Here is a 15,969-nt window from a genome sequence, read left to right as displayed (position 1 = left end):
TCTCGGCCATGGTGGTCACCTCCCTTCTGTGGTTCCGGTCCCGAGGAAGGGCAGAAAGGACCTGCCCCCTCGGAACGCTGAGTTCAGGGCGAGCAGGATGCCCGCCGATCCCGACGCCACGTCCATGGACAGGCGCAGGAGCTTGGTGCTCGGAAAGGCCAGGTGCCCCCGGTACGGCTGCGCGTGCAGCGCCAGCCTCGGCACGTGTGCCATGAGCACGTCGTGGTCGCCCGGATGGCCGAGGTGCGCGAGCGTCGCGATGAACCCGGCCCGTCCGCGGAACAGGCTGGGCCCCCGGGTGAACGGCGCCCGGCACCCGCGCCGCACCCCGGTGACGGCGGTGGCCAGCGCCTCGTCCTGCCGGTGCCGCAGGTACTCGTGGGCGACGATCGCCAGCCCGGCGCTGCCGCCCTCGACGTAGAGGATGTTGCGCCGCCGGGTGCCGTGGTCGACCAGGTGGAAGGTGTCGCCGCCCAGGACCTCGCCTCGGTCGAGGTCCTGCTGGAGGGCGGCGCGGGCGCGGTCCAGCCACACGTCTCCGCCCGTCGTCTCGAACAGCCGCAGGAAACAGAGCGCCACCCCCGACATGCCGCGGATCAGTCCTCCTTCTGCGGGTTTCCGGTCGTCGGTGAGCCCGGCCAGCCGCTCGCCGATGGCGAGCGCGCCGGCCAGGTGCGTGTCGTCGCCGGTCCGGTGGGCGAAGTGCAGGAGGTTGAGCGCGTGGCCCGCGCCGCCGCTGAGCAGCCCCGCGGTCGCCACCCGGTCCTCGGCCGCCCGCGCCTGTTCCAGCGCTTTCAGCGCGACGTCGGTGTAGCCGAGTTCGTCCAGGACGTAGGCGACGCCGTGGAGGCCGTCGTACAGCCCGGGTTTGGCGTCCGGGCTGCGAAGGGCCTGGGCGGCCATCCAGTCGGCGAAGGCCGCCGGCACCTCGGCGCCCACCCGGTGCAGCGCGAGCAGCACCCCGGCCGCCCCGTAGGCCAGCGTGAAGCCGCCGGTGGCGAACTGCTGCGGGCCGCCGGGGAACAGCGCGCCGTCGCGGGAGAAGTCCGCGCTCTCCATGATCCCCGCCACCAGCGAGTCGCGTACGGCAGGCCAGGAGATCTCCCCGTCGCCCAGCAGCCGGTCGGCCACGTCGGGGGCGGGGCCGTCCCCGGTCAGCCCGAACCCGGCGGCCGTCTGCGCGGCGAACGTCTCGTCCACGGGAAACAGATCGGTCACCGTGCCGATCGCTCGGCGGACCTGGGCGGGGGTGTGCTCCGGCCGCATGTTCATCGGCAGGTGGAGCCAGACGCGTACGCACTCCAGCTGGTAACGGTCGGCGGCGGCGCCGCTCACCCCGGCGGGCGCGTGGAAGCCGGGCGCGCCGCCGTCCAGGATCGTGGTGTCGTCGAGGTCGCGGGCGTACTCGTAGTCGACCAGCACGATCTCGCCGTCGGGGCGGACGATGACGTTGCCGGGGTGCAGGTCGCCGTAGCGCACGCCGCGCTCGTGGATCCGCTCCAGCGCGTGCCCGATCTTGCCGACGATCTCGGCGGCCCATTCGGTGTACGCCCTGACCTCGGGCTCCGGCGGGCCGTAGGTGTTGTGGGCGTACGGGTAGCGTCGGACCATCTCATCGAACAGGCTCAGGCCTTCGACGTGCTCCTCGACCAGGAAGTGGTGCTCCCAGGCGAGGTGGTGGCCGAGCAGGCGGGGCACGCAGGGCAGGCCGTCCAGCCGCCGCAGGATGTCGCGCTGGACCTGGAGGCGGGCGACCGCGTCGCGGCCGTTGCGGTCGAGACCGGCGTGCGGCCTGGCTTCCACCAGGACCACGCGCTCGTCCGTCCCCTTCCGGGTGGCGAGGTAGACGCCGCCGGCGTTGGAGTAGTGCATGACGCTCTCGACGGCGAAGGGGAAGTCGGCGCTCCCGCCGTGGCGGGCCTCCAGGTGCGGGGTCAGGACCTCGGGCACCTTGACCCGCTCGGGCAGGACGAACCGGGCCTCGCGTACGTCGGGGACGATCCGGCCGTCCGGGTCGAGCCTGCCGGACACCGGTTCGCCGTCCTCGCCGACGCAGGTGAGCTTGGTGAAGGCGCCGTAGCGTACGAACAGCGGGCCCTCGCCGATCCGGAGGTCGCTGAGGACGTACGGGCCGGTGATGCCCTTGAGCAGGCGGCCGAGCGTTTCCAGCGCCTCGGCCAGTTCCTCGTCGTCGGCCGGGTAGATGGTGATGGTCTTGCCGCTGGCCGAGCGGTCGGCGTACTTGCCGTTCAGCAGCTGGACGGCGCGGCGGCTGCGCAGGAACTTGAACGGGATGTCGCGCTCGACGCAGTAGTCCCAGACGATCGCGCAGGCGTGGTCGGCGTCGCCGGGCGTCACCGCGACGTGGATCTTCCAGCCGGTCCGCTTGAGCGGGCGATAGGAGGGGCGCAGCCGTACCCAGAGGTCCTTCTCGGTGCGTTCCCAGTTCTCCGGCGGCTCGCGGTGGGCGAGCCGCTCCGCGGTGTCGGCGATCCGGTCGGGGCGGGCGAAGAAGTCGGGGTCCGACTGGCAGAAGAGCGCGAGATGCTCCCACTCGATCATTGGTGTCCCCCTCGGCGGTGATCGGCTGGCTAGAGCCTGCACGCCGCCGCTATGAGCTCGATATGAGGCGCTCATATCTCCCGCGAATCCCGCGTCCCTAACGTTTCGCCGCGTAACTCCCAGAAAGGAAAGTCAGTCATGCTCAAGAAGGTTCTCCTCGGCGCCGCGGCGCTGGTTTCCCTGTCGATCGCGGCACCGGCGCAGGCTGACGTCTCGGCGGCGGCGTCGGCGTGCAACGTCCAGCACGAGGGGTGGTACAGCGGCGGCTCCGCCAACTTCTTCCGGTACGTGAAGGTCGTCAACGAGTGCGGATACGCGAAGAAGGTCTGTGTGGACGTCCCCAACTGGCCGGACCCCGGCCCCTACACGATCAAGGCCAACGAGCGGAAGAATCTCCTGTACGGAAACGCCTCCCACCGGCAGGGGCGCGGCCTCTATCCCTGCTGATCGCGCGAGGGGGCTCTTGCCAAGCGGGCGAAGGTTCTTTACTGTCCCTACAAGTTAGGAAACATTCCTAACTAAGGCGTCGTCCGAACCTCACCCCCCAAGGACCCCGCTGATGCCCCACGTTGTCAGAGCCATGGCCGCCGCCGCGGCCATGGTCGCAGCCCTCGCCGCCCATCCCGCCGCCGCCAGTTCGGCGGCCGACACCCTGATCTCCCGCGACAGGCCCGCGACCGCCTCGTCCATCGAAGGCGCCGGTTTCGAGGCGGCCAAGGCGGTGGACGGCAGCACGAGCACCCGCTGGGCCAGCGCCGAGGGCCACGACCCCGAATCGGTCACCATCGACCTCGGCGCCACGGCGACCATCTCCCGCGTCAAGCTGAGCTGGGAAGCCGCCTACGGCAAGTCGTACAAAATCCAGACCTCGCCCAACGGCTCGACCTGGACCGACATCTACTCCACCACCACCGGCAACGGCGCCACCGACGACCTGACGGGCCTGTCGGGCAGCGGGCGCTATATCCGCATGTACGGCACTGCCCGCGGCACCACCTACGGCTACTCGCTCTGGGAGTTCGAGACCTACGGCTCGTTCTCCTCCGGCGGCGACACCACGCCGCCGAGCACCCCCGGCGGCCTGCGCTCCACCGCCACCACCTCCACCAGCGTCTCCCTGGCCTGGAACGCCGCCACCGACAACGTCGGCGTCACCGGCTACGAGGTCTACCGGGGCGCCACCCTGGTCGACACCGCCACCGGCACCACGTTCACCGACACCGGCCTGACCGCGAGCACGAGCTACACCTACACGGTCAAGGCCCGTGACGCCGCGGGCAACGTCTCGCCCGCGAGCGGCCCCGTCACCGCCACCACCCAGGCGGGCGGCGGCGGCCCCGCCGTACCGTTCGGCAGCCACGCCTTCCCCTACGCCTCCGGCATGCTGAAGCCCTCCGGCGCCCAGGCGACGCTCGACCAGAAGGTGATCGACTACTACAAGCGGTGGAAGACCGCCTTCCTCCGGCAGAACTGCGGCAACGGCTGGTACCAGGTCTACTCCCCGGACGCCGACCACCCGTACGTGGCCGAGGCCCAGGGCTACGGCATGGTGATCGCGGCGACCATGGCCGGAGCCGACCCGGACGCCAAGAAGATCTTCGACGGCCTGACCAAGTGGATGATCGACCACCCGTCGGTGATCAACCCCGACCTGCTGGCCGCCGAGCAGAACGAGGCCTGCCAGAGCGTCAACGGCAGCGACGGCGCCACCGACGGCGACATGGACGTGGCCTACGGCCTGCTCCTGGCCGACCGGCAGTGGGGCAGCAACGGCACCTACAACTACAAGAACCTCGCCGTGCGGCACATCAACGCGATCAAGAAGGATGAGCTCAACCCCTCCACGAACCTGCTCAAGCTGGGCGACTGGAGCACGCCGAGCGACCATCGCTACTACGTCTCGCGCGCCTCGGACTGGATGGCCGACCACTTCCGCGCCTTCAAGAAGGCCACCGGCGACTCCACCTGGGACACCGTGCGCAACGCGCACCAGAACGTGATCGCCTCCCTGCAGTCCACCTACGCCCCGAACACCGGCCTGCTGCCCGACTTCGTGGTCGACACCAACACCTCGCCGCGCCCGGCGCCCGGAAAGGTGCTGGAGCACGCGAACGACGGCCAGTACTGGTGGAACTCCTGCCGCGTGCCCTGGCGGATCGGCGCCGACGCGGTGACCAGTGGCGACGCCAAGTCGCTCACGGCCGCCCGCAAACTGAACACCTGGGTCAAGTCCAAGACCGGCGGCGACCCCGGCAAGATCGCCATGGGCTACAAGCTCAACGGCACGCAGATCTCCTCCGGCAGCGACGCCTCGTTCTTCGCCCCGTTCGCGGTGGCGGCGATGACCGACTCCGGCAGCCAGGCCTGGCTGGACGCGCTCTGGAACAAGATGCTGGCCACGCCGATCGACAGCAGCAGCTACTTCGCGGCGAGCATCCAGCTCCAGGTCATGATCACGGCCACGCACAACCACTGGGTGCCCTGACGCACCCCGGCGGCCGGCCGGCCCGCCCGACCGGCCGCCACCCCGCTCCACCCCGGCGCGGCACGGGCGCCTTCACCCCCGCGCCGGGGTGGCATCACCCTTGCGCCGAGGGGTGGCATCACCCGCATCACTCCTGTGCCGGGCCCGGAAGCACCGCTCTCGCCATCAGCGCACGCAGCGCGGCCAGCGCCTCCGGGTAGTCGACGCGATCGGGGGCCAGCAGCCATTGCTGGTGCACGCCGATGACGGCCCCGACGAGCAGGATCGACAGCCCCTCGGCCGACAGTCCGGCCGGCAGCGGCAACCGATCCAGCACCCGCCGGCCGTGCGCGCGCAGCGCCTCGTGCATCTCGACGTAGCGCCCCTGGATCGGTGAGCCCGGCTCCAGCGCCTCCACCAGCAGGTTGACGAAGAGCCTGCCCGTGGGCAGCGCGAACAGCGCCCCCGCGCCCTCCGCCAGCAGGTCGAGCGCCGTCTCCACTCGCTCGGGGGGTTCGCCGAGCCCGGCGCGCAGCTCCTCCAGCGAGCGTTCGAGAACGGCCAGCAGCAGCCCCTCCTTGCTGCCGAAGTGCCAGGGGATCGACCCCCTGCTGATCCCGGAGCGCTCGCCCACGTCGGCGAACGTGGTCTGCCGGTAGCCCTTCTCCGCGAACAGCTCGGCCGCCGCCGCCAGGATCAGCTCGCGGCTCTCCTGGCTGGTCTGCTCTCGACGTGTTGTCACCGTGCCTCCTTCTATGCTAGCAATCATACTCTATGCTGGCCAACACAGGAGGTCATTTTGCGCTTCGTCACCTACGCGTCGGCCGAGGGCGACCGGGTCGGCGTCGTCAACGGCGACCAGGTCCACGCCCTGCCCGCCGGCACGGGCCTGATCGACCTGCTCGGCCCGTCGCTGCGGCAGGCGGGCGAGCGGGCACTCGCCGAGCCCGCCCAGGTCACCCCGCTCGCCGAGCTCACGCTGAAGGCGCCCATCCCCAGACCGCCGTCCATCCGCGACTGCCTGTGCTTCCTCGACCACATGCGCGGCTGCCTCAGAGCCATGGGCGGCACCGGGACCCTGGAGCCGACCTGGTACCAGATCCCCGCCTTCTACTTCGCCAACCCGGCCACCGTCATCGGGCCCCGCGACGAGGTGAGCGTCTCGCCGGGCAGCGCCTGGTTCGACTTCGAGCTGGAGATCGGCGCGGTGATCGGCGTGCCGGGGCGCGACCTGACGCCCGAGCAGGCCGTGGAGCACATCGCCGGCTACACGCTGTTCTGCGACTGGAGCGCCCGTGACCTGCAGGCACTCGAAGGCCAGCTCAAGATCGGGCAGGCCAAGGGCAAGGACGGCGCCACCACGCTCGGGCCCTGGCTGGTCACGCCCGACGAGCTGCCCTTCGGCCCCGGCGGGCGGCCGGCGCTCGAGGTGCGGGCCGAGGTCAACGGGGAGCTGGTGGGGGCGGGCCGTACCGACGCCATGGACTGGACGTTCGGCGAGGTCGTCGCCTACGCCTCGCGCGGCGTCGAGCTCCGGCCGGGCGACGTCTTCGGCTCCGGCACCGTTCCCGGCTGCTGCCTGATCGAGCACCTCAGCTTCGCCGACCTCGCCGCCTTCCGCGGCTGGCTCAAGGACGGCGATGTGGTGACGCTGCGCGCCGAGGGGCTCGGCGAGATCCGCCAGACCGTCCGCGCCGGTACGGCCCCGCATCCGCTGCCCGCCAGACCCGATCCCGCCGCCGGTCCGCCCAGGCCGCGGGCCAACCGCGCGCCGAGCACGAAGGTGCCGTACACGAAGGGGCCGCACCAGGTCGGCGACGGGGTGTGGGCGTGGCTGCTGCCGGACGGCGGCTTCGGCATGAGCAACGCCGGACTGGTCGCCGGCGACGGCGCGTCATTGCTCGTCGACACGCTCTACGACCTGCGGCACACCGCCGAGATGCTGGACGGCCTGCGGCAGGTCACCGACCGCCACCCGCTGACCCACCACGTGCTCACCCACGCCAACGGCGACCACACCCACGGCGGCCAGCTGCTGCCCGGCTCGGTCCGCGTCATCGCCGCGGAGGGCACCGCCCACGAGATGCGTACCGAGATGGCCCCGGAGATGACCGCGGCGCTCCAGATCATGGATCTCGGGCCGGTGCTCACGCCGTACCTGCGTGAAAGGTTCGGCGCGTTCGACTTCGGCGGGATCAGGCTGCGCGGCCCCGACCAGACCTACGAGCGGCGGCTCACCCTCGACGTGGGCGGACGCGAGGTGCGCCTGCTCGACCTCGGCCCCGCGCACACCGGGGCCGACACGGTCGTGCACGTGCCGGACGCCGGGGTGCTGTTCGCGGGCGACCTGCTGTTCGTCGGGTGCACGCCGATCGTGTGGGGCGGCCCGATCGCCAACTGGGTCGCCGCCTGCGACACGATGCTCGCCCTCGATGCGCCCACCGTGGTGCCGGGCCACGGGCCGGTGACCGACGCCGCCGGGATCCGCGCCGTCCGCGACTACCTGGGCCACGTCGTCGCGCACGCCGACGCCGCCCACGCCAAGGGCCTGGACGTGCGCGAGGCCGCCTTCGGCATCGACCTGGGCGAGTACGCCGCCTGGCTGGACGCCGAGCGGGTCGTGGTCAACGTCTACCAGCGCTACCGCGAGCTCGACCCCGAGCAGCCGGTGCTCGACCGCATCGCGCTGTTCGCGCTGATGGCCGAATGGGCGCGCGCATGAGAATCCCGGACACCGAGCACACGAAGCACGCCTGGCACATCCACGAGGTGGCGCCCGATTTCCGGGTCGAGGACGTCTGGGCGCTGCCGACCCCCGGCGGCCCCGGCGACCTGGACGTGCTCGTGCGCCAGATGTCCACGCGCCCTGGCGGCTTCTCCGGTCTCACGGGCGCGCTCTTCGCCCTCCGCTGGAAGATCGGCGCGCTGCTCGGCTGGGACCGCCGCGCCGCCGGGATCGGCTCGCGCGTGCGATCCCTGCGCGGACGGCTGCCGGAGCACCTGCTCGCCAGGCGCGGTCCCGACCTGCGCGCGGTGCCGTTCACCTCGGTCTTCCAGACCGACACCGAGTGGGCGTCGGAGATGGCGAACAGGACCGTGCACACGGTGATGCACATCGCCTGGGTCCCGGACGGCCGTGGCGGCCACCGCGGCCAGATGGCCGTCCTGGTGAAGCCGAACGGGTTGTTCGGCCGGGCCTACATGCTCGCGATCAGGCCGTTCAGGCACCTGATCGTGGATCCCGCCCTGGTCAGGAAGATCGGCCGGGGCTGGCGAACACCCGAAGACCCGAGTCGAAGGAGATCCTCATGAAGGTCGGCATGATCGGACACCACTACCCGAGCGCCGAGCACCGGGAGGAGTTCGTCGCCCGCGTCCAGGCGGTGGCGGCGGAGTTCCGGCGCGCGCCCGGCTGCCTGTCGGCCACGTGCTGGCTGGCCGGCGACGCGGTGGTGTCCATCGTGGAGTGGGAGTCGGAGGCGGCGTTCACCGCCTCGCTCGCCGCGGTCCAGGCGGCCGACGTGGATCTCGCCTACGACGAGCGCGAGGTACGGCCCCGCGAGATCATCCGCCTCGTGGCGCCCTGACCAGCCACACACCCGTCACGAACGCGAGCGGGAAGAGGGCGGCGGCGCCCAGGGGCAGCACGAAGAAGGTGAGCATCGTCCGTGGCTCGTCGGTCATCAGCGCCGTGACGGCGTAGGCCACCAGCACGATCAGCACGCTGCCCGCCACGGCGCCGCCGGCCTGGCGCGCGCCGCCGCGGGCGGCGAGCATCACCAGGCCGACCAGAAACGCGAACGGCGTGATCATGGGCGCCAGGAAGTAGAAGTACCCGATGCCGCTGCGCGGATCGGCGGTCAGCGCGACGACCAGCAGGGCGACGGCGGGAACGGTGGAGATCAGGCCGGTGATCAGCCCGGTCCTGGCCACGGCGGCCATGTGGGGGAGAGGGTGCACGATCGGCAAGCTAGCGGGGGCCGCTTGCACAACGCTTTACGCCGGTTCCTCCGGGAACGGGCAGGATGTCATGCGTGAACATGTCCGACGAAGAGATCGCCAGAGCCCACGTCACGACCCCGCCCGTCCACAATGATCACATCCACCTGGCCGGCTACGACCCGGCCTGGCCGGTCCGCTTCGAACGCCTGGCCGATGACATCCTGGCCGCCCTCGGCGAGGTCAGGCTGGAGCACGTCGGGTCCACGTCGGTGCCCGGTCTGCCGGCCAAGCCGATCCTCGACATGCTCCTGATCGTCGAGGACCCGGCCGGCGAGGCCGCGTACGTCCCGGCGCTGGAGTCGCTCGGCTACGTCCTGACGATCCGCGAGCCGGAGTGGTACGAGCACCGCGTGCTCAAGCTGACCGGCGGCGAGATGCCGGTCAACCTGCACGTGCTGCCGGAGGGCTGCCTGGAGGTGCGCCGCATGCTGGGCTTTCGCGACTGGCTGCGTACGCACGACGAGGACCGCGACCTGTACGCGGACACCAAACGCGACCTCGCCGGGCGCACCTGGAAGTACGTCCAGAACTACGCCGACGCCAAGACCCGGGTCGTGGAGTCGATCCTCGCCCGGGCCGGCGTCTGACGTCACCGGGCGAGCCGGTCCCAGAAGCCGCAGTTGTGGCTCTTGCCGACATCCCGCGGGCCCGGATCGTCCACGCTGATCGACATCGCCGTCCCGCCACGCGCCTTCGACCTCGGCCAGTACGGCAGGCCGCGCCCGTTGGGGTCACCGGTCCTGGCGAAGTTCGACCAGTAGCCGATCATCTGGGCGGCCAGCCGCTTCTGCGCCGGGGCCGAGATCGGCTTGGCGCCCGGCATGTCGAACAAATACTGCAGCTCCGCCCCGTGCCAGGCGCCTGGCCGGAAGGTGAGCCCGGGATAGTCGCCGACCGGCTGGGCGAACTCGAAGGCGTGCACCGGGACCTTCCCGGCCATGGCCCGCGCCGTGGTCACGGTCGAGCAGAACCAGCCGTGGTCGGTGTACGCCGATCCGAGTGCCTCGGCCGGCCGTACCCCGCCGGACAGCGGGTAGCGGCGCAGGACCTTCGGGGCGTCGGCGCCGAAGCTCTCGCGCACCTTCACCGGGTACTCGGCGGCCGTGAGCGGTTTCGACGGGTCCGCGCCGTCGAAGCGCCACACCATGAACAGGCGGCTCTCGTCCTTGGTGGCCCCGATGAGGACCGGCACCCGGTTGAACCGCCCGTCGCCGAACACGTCGCCCTTCGGCAGGAACGCGGAGCCTGATCCGCCGCCGGCCTCGAAGTCGCCGGCCTGCACCTGGAGGATCTTCTCCACGCTCAGCCCGCGCAGGCACGCCGCCGCGCCCGCCCGGTCGGCGCAGCCCAGTTTGGCCGCGGTGGCCAGGTTGCCGGGCAGCGTCTCCTTGTGGGTGCGCGGCCGCCCGTCGTTGGCCGGAGTGCCCTCGAACAGGGAGTTCTTCGCCCACCGCAGCTTGCACGGCCCGCTCTGCAGGATCGCCCGGTGGAACAGCCCGGCCGCCGGGGGAGCGGCCAGCAGCCCGCACACCGCGGTCGACCCGGCCGACTGCCCGCCGATCGTGACGTTGCCCGGGTCGCCGCCGAACGCGGCGATGTTCGCCTTCACCCAGCGCAGCGCCGCGATCCGGTCCTCGGTGCCCCAGAAGCCCGAGTCGCCGGCGGCGGAGGCGGCGTCCAGCGCGGGATGCTGCAGCCCGCCCAGGATCCCGATGCGGAAGGCGGCCGACACGACCACGACGTCACCGCCCGCGACCAGCCTGTTCGCGTTGTACTCCGAGGCCGCGCCCGACATCCCCACGCCACCGTGGAACCACACCACCACGGGCCGCTTGCCGGGCTTCGCCGGGGCGGTCACCTCAAGGTAGAGGCAGTCCTCCACGCCGCTGTCGCCCCCGCCCATCTGCGGGGACTGCGGGCATCTGCGCGCCGACGCCGCCGCGTCCCGCACCCCCTTCCACGGTACGGCCGGCCGCGGCGACGCCCAGCGCAGCGCCCCCACCGGCGGGGCGGCGTAGGGCACGCCCAGGAACCGGTTGACCCGGCCGTCGGTGACACCCCTGACCTTGCCCTTGTCGGTGCGCACGTCCACCCGTCCCTGGGCCTGGACCTGCGCGTTCACCGGTGGGCTCGCGGCGGCCGGTGGGGCGGCGGCGCTGAGGGTCAGGGCGGCGGTGAGCAAAGCGAGGGTCGTCCTCATCCGTCCTCCAGATATTAGCGTTTCGCTAAATCGGAACACATGGCGAGACCGCCGGTCAATCCCTTACTTAGCGAAACGCTAACCGTTGTCGCGGCCGGTCAGACGGTTGTAGGTGCCGACGACACGCTGATCGAGCTGCTCGGGGGTCACGCCGAGCTGCCGGGCGAGAGCCGTACGCATGACGAAATATCCGTAGAAAAAGCTGTCCCACATGACCAAGATCGCGGCCAGATCCACGTCCTGGGGCAGCCGGCCCTCGTCGCTCTCGCGGCGCAGATCGGCCAGGCGGCTCTCCACGTACGGCATGGGCGCGAACTCCTCGTCCCCGTCCAGCGCCAGCAGCGCCACCACCCGGGCATAGCTCGAATCCCGGGCATGCGCCTCGAACGACCACGCCTCCTTGTCGGCCGGGGCGTCCTCGCGTACCTGCTCGAACGGCACTTCCCCGGCGTTCTTCCTGGCCTCCAGCGCCGCGCGCAGCAACGCCTGGCGGCTGCCGAAGTAGTGGTGGATCAGGCCGCGGTTGACCCCGGCCTCGTCGGCGACCGCCTGAAGGCTGAGACCGGCCAGCACCCCGTCACGCTCCAGCAGCCGCAGCGCCGCCGCCATCAGCGCCGCCTCGGTCGCCGCCCGGCTCTGCGTGGCCTTGGACCCCCGCTTGGGAGCCGCGCCGCCCGTGCCTTTCGCCTGCCGCTTCCCCTCCGCGCTCACGACCTCAATCCTTCCACGGTCGTACGTCACCCCGGCGCGGCCCCTTCTGAAGGAGGAGACGGCCCCCGCTCCCCGAAGGGCTCACCATGGCCGGACGGCCGATCGTGCGGCGGCGCCCCGGCCGTGAGGATCGACGGCATGCCTACCCTCGCCCTCCTCCCCATCGCCCTGGCCGCGACCCTGACCACCGCCCCGGCCGCCGGGACGGCCGCCCCGGCGGCCGGGGCGGCGGCGGTCCCGCCCGCCGCCTGCGCGGACGTACGCGCCGACGTCCGGGCGACCCTGGACCGGGTCGTCCGCGAGACGAAGATCCCCGGCCTGGCCGCGACCGTCTCCGGCACCCGATGCGGCACCTGGAACCTGGCCGCCGGTCTCGCCGACCGCGAGCGCGCCCGCCCGATGCGGCCCGGCGACCGCTTCCGGGTCGGCAGCGTCACCAAGACGTTCACCGCCGCCGTGGTCCTGCAACTGGCCGCAGAGGGCAGCGTCGACCTGGACGCCCCGCTCTCGCGCTATCTGCCCGAGCCGCCGCCCGGCGTGACCGTACGCCAGTTGCTGTCCCACGAGGCCAGGCTCGGCGACTTCGCCGAGCGGCTCACCGAGGAGCAGCGTTTCACCAAGCTCACCCCGGCCGAACTGGTCGCCGCCGGACTCAAGCTGCCCCGCCCGCCAGGCTGGGCCTACTCCTCCACGGGCTACGTCATCGCCGCCCAGATCGCCGAGAAGGTCACCGGCCGGCCGTTCGGCGACCTCGTCACCGACCGGATCATCAGGCCGCTGAAGCTGCGCGACACCTACTGGCCCGGAACCCGCACCACCATCCGCGGCCCGCACGCCAAGGGCTACCTCAACGACGACGGCACGTGGCACGACGTCACCCGCTGGACCCCCACCACCGCCCACGCCGCCGGCGCGCTCATCTCGACCGCCCCCGACCTGAACCGCTTCTACCGCGAACTGCTCGCCGGCCGGGTCGTCCCCGCCGCCCAGCTGGCGCGGATGAAGACGCTGGTCCCCGCCGACCCGGCCCGCATGTGGCCGGGCGCGCGGGCGGGCCTCGGCCTGTTCGCCGACACCCTCGGCGCCGCTCAGGGCTGCGCGCGCGAGCGCACCTGGTACGGCCACGGCGGCAGCTTCCCCGGCTACCGCACGCTGGCCGCCGCGCTGGACGACGGCGGCGCGACCGTGACCTTCGGCGTGAACGCCCATCCCGGCCTGGACAAGCTGGTGCTGATCAAGCAGGTGGCGCCGCGAATCCTCTGCGCCCTGAGCGACTCGGCACCATAGAAGCCGGCTAGCTGTAGCGGTCGAGCACGTTGTCGAGCGTGGCGATCAGCCGGTGGGGCGGGTACTCCCCGGGGTTCATGACCCCGTGCAGCGTCAGCCCGTCCACCACCGCCACCAGGGCGTCGGCGATCTCCTCCGGCTCCTGCTCCCCGCTCATCTCGCCCACCGCGATCGCGATGCGCACCAGCAGGCGTACCGTGTCGCGCCACTCGCGGAAGCTGGCGAAGCGCCGCTCCCGAAGCGCGGGCGAGGTCACCATCGAGCCCCACGACAGGACCAGCACCTGCGTCTCCACGCTCGCCGCGCCGATCGGCAGCGCCGCCAGCAGCACCTCGCGCACCGCGTCGCGGCCGGAGCGCCCGGCCATGCGCGCGCCGAGCCGCTCGCGGGCCACCGCGTACGCGCGCTCAAGCGCGGCCTCGAGGATGGCGTCCTTGTCGGGGAAGTAGTAGGCGAGCAGCCCGTGCGCGTACCCGGCCTCCTTGGCGATCTCCCGCGTCGTCGTGCCGGCCAGCCCGAGCCTGCGGATGGTCCGCCAGGTCGCCGCGATCAGCTCCTCGCGGCGCGCGTCGTGATCGACCACCTTCGGCATAGCTCCGCATCGTACGGCAGGTCCCGGCCCAGGCCTGTGCCAAGTCTTGGCGTCCTTGACCGCACAAAGGGCAGATGGCGGGCAGATATCGGGTCGAACCCCGCGAACGGACAAGGACAGGCTCATGCGTGCACTCACCATCGCCCCCGACGCCACCGGCTCCCTGCGCGTCGAGGACGTGCCCGACCCGGTCCCCGGCGCGAACGATCTGCTGGTCGAGGCCATCGCGCTCGGCGTCTGCGGCACCGACCGCGAGATCGCGGACGGCGAGTACGGCTGGGCCCCGCCCGGCCGCGACCGGCTGATCCTCGGCCACGAGAGCCTGGGCCGGGTCCGCCAGGCGCCGGAGCGCAGCGGCTTCCTGGCGGGCGACCTGGTGGTCGGCATCGTCCGCCGCCCCGACCCGGAGCCGTGCGGCGCCTGCGCGCACGGCGAGTTCGACATGTGCCGCAACGGCCGCTACACCGAGCGCGGCATCAAGGAGATCGACGGCTTCGGCTCAGAGCTGTGGACCGTCGAGATCGACTACGCCGTCAAGCTGGCCCCGTCCCTGGAGGAGGTCGGCGTGCTCATGGAGCCGGCCACCGTACTGGCCAAGGTGTGGGACCAGATCGAGCGCATCGGCACACGCGCCTGGTACGGCCCGCGTACCGTCCTGGTCACCGGCGCCGGCCCGATCGGGCTGCTGGCGGCGCTGTTCGGCCGGCGGCGCGACCTGGAGGTGCACGTGTTCGACCGGGTCACCGACGGGCTCAAGCCGGAGCTGGTCCGCGACCTCGGCGGCACGTACCACACCGGCGACGTGATCGAGGTGGCCGAGCGGATCGCCCCGGACATCGTCGTCGAGGCGACCGGCGTCTCCGAGGTGGCCGTCGGCGTGATGACGACCAACGGCCCGGCGGGCATCGTCTGCCTCACCGGAGTCACGCCGACCGGCCGGCCGCTGCGGGTCGACGCCGGTACGCTCAACCGCAATATCGTGCTGGAGAACGACCTGATCTTCGGGTCGGTCAACGCCAATCGCCACCATTACGAGCAGGCCGCCACGGCGCTCGCCGAAGCCGACCACGACTGGCTGAAACGGCTGATCACCCGCCGGATCCCGCTGGAGCGCGCGCACGAGGCCTTCGAGCCCGGCGACGACATCAAAGTGGTCCTCGATTTCGAGAAGTAACGCCCTTTCCGAAGCCGAAAACTCCAGGCGGAATGCTGCTAGCTTTTCCCCGGGTCATTCTGAAGGGAAGCCGATGGCTGAGGAAAAGGCGCTGAACGTGGGGCCCGCGGGCCTTGAGGTGGCCTACGAGCGCCACGGCGACCCCGACGACCCGCCCCTGCTGATGATCATGGGCATCGGCGGCCAGCTGGTGTCCTGGCCGAGCGGTCTCGTCGCCGAACTGGTCGCCCGCGGCCTGTACGTGATTCTGTTCGACGGCCGGGACAGCGGGCACTCGACACACCTGCGCGACGCGCCCGTTCCCGATGTGGCCGCGGCCATGGCCGGAGACCTGTCCGCGGTCGCCTACACGCTGTCCGACCTGGCCGCCGACTGCGCCGGCCTGCTGGACGCGCTCGGGCTGGGCAGCGCCCACGTCGCCGGCGCCTCGATGGGCGGGATGATCGCGCAGACGATGGCGATCGAGCACCCCGGCAGGGTCCGGTCGCTGACCTCCATGATGTCCACGACCGGCGACCCCTCCGTGGGACGCTCGAACGCCGAGGCGCTGCGCGCGATGGGCGGCGGCGCGCCGCCTGCCAACCGGGAGGAGTACGCCGACCAGGCCGTCAGGGCGATGAGCGTGCTCGGGTCGCCGGGGTTCGAGCCCGACCTGGCCGGGGCGCGGGAGCGGGCCGAGCGGGTCTACGACCGGGGCTGGGATCCGGCCGGGATGGCGCGTCAGGCTGTGGCGGTGATCGCCTCGGGGGACCGTACCGACAGGCTGCGGGAGGTCGTGGCGCCCACGCTGGTGATCCACGGCGCCGACGACGTGATGTTCGACGTCAGCGGCGGGAAGGCCACGGCGGCGGCCGTGCCGGGGGCCGAGCTCGTGGTGGTCGAGGGCATGGGCCACAACTTCCCGAGGCAGTTGTGGCCCGACCTGGCCGCGCGGATCGCCGCCCTGGTCCGGCGCGCGGAAAAGGGGCACTGACCGC

The 15,969-nt window shown here is 71.9% G+C and carries 15 protein-coding genes; 9 read left to right on the top strand and 6 right to left on the bottom strand.

Annotated elements, in window-relative coordinates:
- Nucleotides 1-15: 15 nt before the first annotated feature.
- Nucleotides 16-2,562: a class III lanthionine synthetase LanKC gene (gene lanKC / locus ACIBI5_RS39265; protein WP_397254471.1), complete on the bottom strand. Its 2,547-nt coding sequence runs from the start codon at nucleotides 2,560-2,562 to the stop codon at nucleotides 16-18.
- Nucleotides 2,563-2,700: 138 nt separating this feature from the next.
- On the opposite strand from lanKC, the gene ACIBI5_RS39260 reads away from it, so the two are divergent.
- Nucleotides 2,701-3,009, top strand: coding sequence for a hypothetical protein (locus ACIBI5_RS39260; protein ID WP_397254469.1), 309 nt, complete (start codon nucleotides 2,701-2,703; stop codon nucleotides 3,007-3,009).
- A 112-nt stretch (nucleotides 3,010-3,121) separates the two neighbouring features.
- Entirely contained in the window at nucleotides 3,122-5,047 is a 1,926-nt protein-coding gene (locus ACIBI5_RS39255; RefSeq protein ID WP_397254467.1) for a glycosyl hydrolase family 8, read from the top strand.
- 127 nt (nucleotides 5,048-5,174) lie between these two features.
- On the opposite strand, the gene ACIBI5_RS39250 is transcribed toward ACIBI5_RS39255, so the two are convergent.
- Nucleotides 5,175-5,768, bottom strand: a complete 594-nt coding sequence (locus ACIBI5_RS39250) for a TetR/AcrR family transcriptional regulator (RefSeq protein ID WP_397254465.1) — start codon at nucleotides 5,766-5,768, stop codon at nucleotides 5,175-5,177.
- A 57-nt stretch (nucleotides 5,769-5,825) separates the two neighbouring features.
- On the opposite strand from ACIBI5_RS39250, the gene ACIBI5_RS39245 reads away from it, so the two are divergent.
- From ACIBI5_RS39245 to ACIBI5_RS39235, 3 genes are read left to right on the top strand one after another with little or no spacing between them, the layout of a single operon-like run.
- Entirely contained in the window at nucleotides 5,826-7,748 is a 1,923-nt protein-coding gene (locus tag ACIBI5_RS39245) for a fumarylacetoacetate hydrolase family protein (protein WP_397254464.1), read from the top strand.
- Nucleotides 7,745-8,338: a DUF2867 domain-containing protein gene (locus tag ACIBI5_RS39240; RefSeq protein WP_397254462.1), complete on the top strand. Its 594-nt coding sequence runs from the start codon at nucleotides 7,745-7,747 to the stop codon at nucleotides 8,336-8,338. Before ACIBI5_RS39245 ends, ACIBI5_RS39240 begins: the two co-directional genes overlap by 4 nt.
- Entirely contained in the window at nucleotides 8,335-8,613 is a 279-nt protein-coding gene (locus ACIBI5_RS39235) for an antibiotic biosynthesis monooxygenase (RefSeq protein WP_397105666.1), read from the top strand. The genes ACIBI5_RS39240 and ACIBI5_RS39235 overlap by 4 nt, the downstream gene beginning before the upstream one ends.
- Here the strand turns inward: ACIBI5_RS39235 and ACIBI5_RS39230 are convergent.
- Nucleotides 8,591-8,986 carry a hypothetical protein gene (locus ACIBI5_RS39230; RefSeq protein WP_397254461.1) on the bottom strand — a complete coding sequence of 132 codons (396 nt, stop codon included), beginning with the start codon at nucleotides 8,984-8,986 and terminating at the stop codon, nucleotides 8,591-8,593. The genes ACIBI5_RS39235 and ACIBI5_RS39230 overlap by 23 nt on opposite strands.
- 80 nt (nucleotides 8,987-9,066) lie before the next feature.
- On the opposite strand from ACIBI5_RS39230, the gene ACIBI5_RS39225 reads away from it, so the two are divergent.
- Nucleotides 9,067-9,615, top strand: a complete 549-nt coding sequence (locus ACIBI5_RS39225; RefSeq protein ID WP_397254821.1) for a GrpB family protein — start codon at nucleotides 9,067-9,069, stop codon at nucleotides 9,613-9,615.
- Nucleotides 9,616-9,617: 2 nt separating this feature from the next.
- Here ACIBI5_RS39225 and ACIBI5_RS39220 read toward each other — a convergent pair whose 3' ends face one another.
- Complete coding sequence (locus ACIBI5_RS39220; RefSeq protein WP_397254459.1) at nucleotides 9,618-11,228, bottom strand: carboxylesterase/lipase family protein; 1,611 nt, start codon at nucleotides 11,226-11,228, stop codon at nucleotides 9,618-9,620.
- Between the two features lie 78 nt (nucleotides 11,229-11,306).
- Complete coding sequence (locus ACIBI5_RS39215; RefSeq protein ID WP_397254457.1) at nucleotides 11,307-11,939, bottom strand: TetR/AcrR family transcriptional regulator; 633 nt, start codon at nucleotides 11,937-11,939, stop codon at nucleotides 11,307-11,309.
- Nucleotides 11,940-12,077: 138 nt separating this feature from the next.
- Here ACIBI5_RS39215 and ACIBI5_RS39210 point away from each other — a divergent pair, with 138 nt between their 5' ends.
- Nucleotides 12,078-13,226 (top strand): serine hydrolase domain-containing protein, encoded by a 1,149-nt coding sequence (locus ACIBI5_RS39210; RefSeq protein WP_397254455.1) that lies wholly within the window; start codon nucleotides 12,078-12,080, stop codon nucleotides 13,224-13,226.
- A 7-nt stretch (nucleotides 13,227-13,233) separates the two neighbouring features.
- Here ACIBI5_RS39210 and ACIBI5_RS39205 read toward each other — a convergent pair whose 3' ends face one another.
- Nucleotides 13,234-13,818, bottom strand: coding sequence for a TetR/AcrR family transcriptional regulator (locus ACIBI5_RS39205; protein WP_397254453.1), 585 nt, complete (start codon nucleotides 13,816-13,818; stop codon nucleotides 13,234-13,236).
- Between the two features lie 124 nt (nucleotides 13,819-13,942).
- On the opposite strand from ACIBI5_RS39205, the gene ACIBI5_RS39200 reads away from it, so the two are divergent.
- Nucleotides 13,943-14,992 carry a glucose 1-dehydrogenase gene (locus ACIBI5_RS39200; RefSeq protein WP_397254451.1) on the top strand — a complete coding sequence of 350 codons (1,050 nt, stop codon included), beginning with the start codon at nucleotides 13,943-13,945 and terminating at the stop codon, nucleotides 14,990-14,992.
- 73 nt (nucleotides 14,993-15,065) lie between these two features.
- A complete protein-coding gene (locus ACIBI5_RS39195) occupies nucleotides 15,066-15,965 on the top strand; it encodes an alpha/beta fold hydrolase (RefSeq protein WP_397254449.1) in 900 nt (299 codons plus the stop codon).
- Nucleotides 15,966-15,969 lie beyond the last annotated feature (4 nt).

The sequence above is a fragment of the Nonomuraea sp. NPDC050540 genome (assembly GCF_044457485.1).
Classification (GTDB): Bacteria; Actinomycetota; Actinomycetes; order Streptosporangiales; family Streptosporangiaceae; genus Nonomuraea.
Note: the sequence above shows the minus strand (reverse complement) of the source record. Positions and strands in the feature narration are given on the sequence as shown.

What these genes read in the sequence shown, in the direction of transcription:
- lanKC (WP_397254471.1), bottom strand. Translation starts at nt 2,562, where the DNA reads ATGATCGAGTGGGAGCATCTCGCGCTCTTCTGCCAGTCGGACCCCGAC.
- ACIBI5_RS39260 (WP_397254469.1), top strand. Translation starts at nt 2,701, where the DNA reads ATGCTCAAGAAGGTTCTCCTCGGCGCCGCGGCGCTGGTTTCCCTGTCG.
- ACIBI5_RS39255 (WP_397254467.1), top strand. Translation starts at nt 3,122, where the DNA reads ATGCCCCACGTTGTCAGAGCCATGGCCGCCGCCGCGGCCATGGTCGCA.
- ACIBI5_RS39240 (WP_397254462.1), top strand. Translation starts at nt 7,745, where the DNA reads ATGAGAATCCCGGACACCGAGCACACGAAGCACGCCTGGCACATCCAC.
- ACIBI5_RS39235 (WP_397105666.1), top strand. Translation starts at nt 8,335, where the DNA reads ATGAAGGTCGGCATGATCGGACACCACTACCCGAGCGCCGAGCACCGG.
- ACIBI5_RS39225 (WP_397254821.1), top strand. Translation starts at nt 9,067, where the DNA reads ATGTCCGACGAAGAGATCGCCAGAGCCCACGTCACGACCCCGCCCGTC.
- ACIBI5_RS39220 (WP_397254459.1), bottom strand. Translation starts at nt 11,228, where the DNA reads ATGAGGACGACCCTCGCTTTGCTCACCGCCGCCCTGACCCTCAGCGCC.
- ACIBI5_RS39210 (WP_397254455.1), top strand. Translation starts at nt 12,078, where the DNA reads ATGCCTACCCTCGCCCTCCTCCCCATCGCCCTGGCCGCGACCCTGACC.
- ACIBI5_RS39205 (WP_397254453.1), bottom strand. Translation starts at nt 13,818, where the DNA reads ATGCCGAAGGTGGTCGATCACGACGCGCGCCGCGAGGAGCTGATCGCG.
- ACIBI5_RS39200 (WP_397254451.1), top strand. Translation starts at nt 13,943, where the DNA reads ATGCGTGCACTCACCATCGCCCCCGACGCCACCGGCTCCCTGCGCGTC.
- ACIBI5_RS39195 (WP_397254449.1), top strand. Translation starts at nt 15,066, where the DNA reads ATGGCTGAGGAAAAGGCGCTGAACGTGGGGCCCGCGGGCCTTGAGGTG.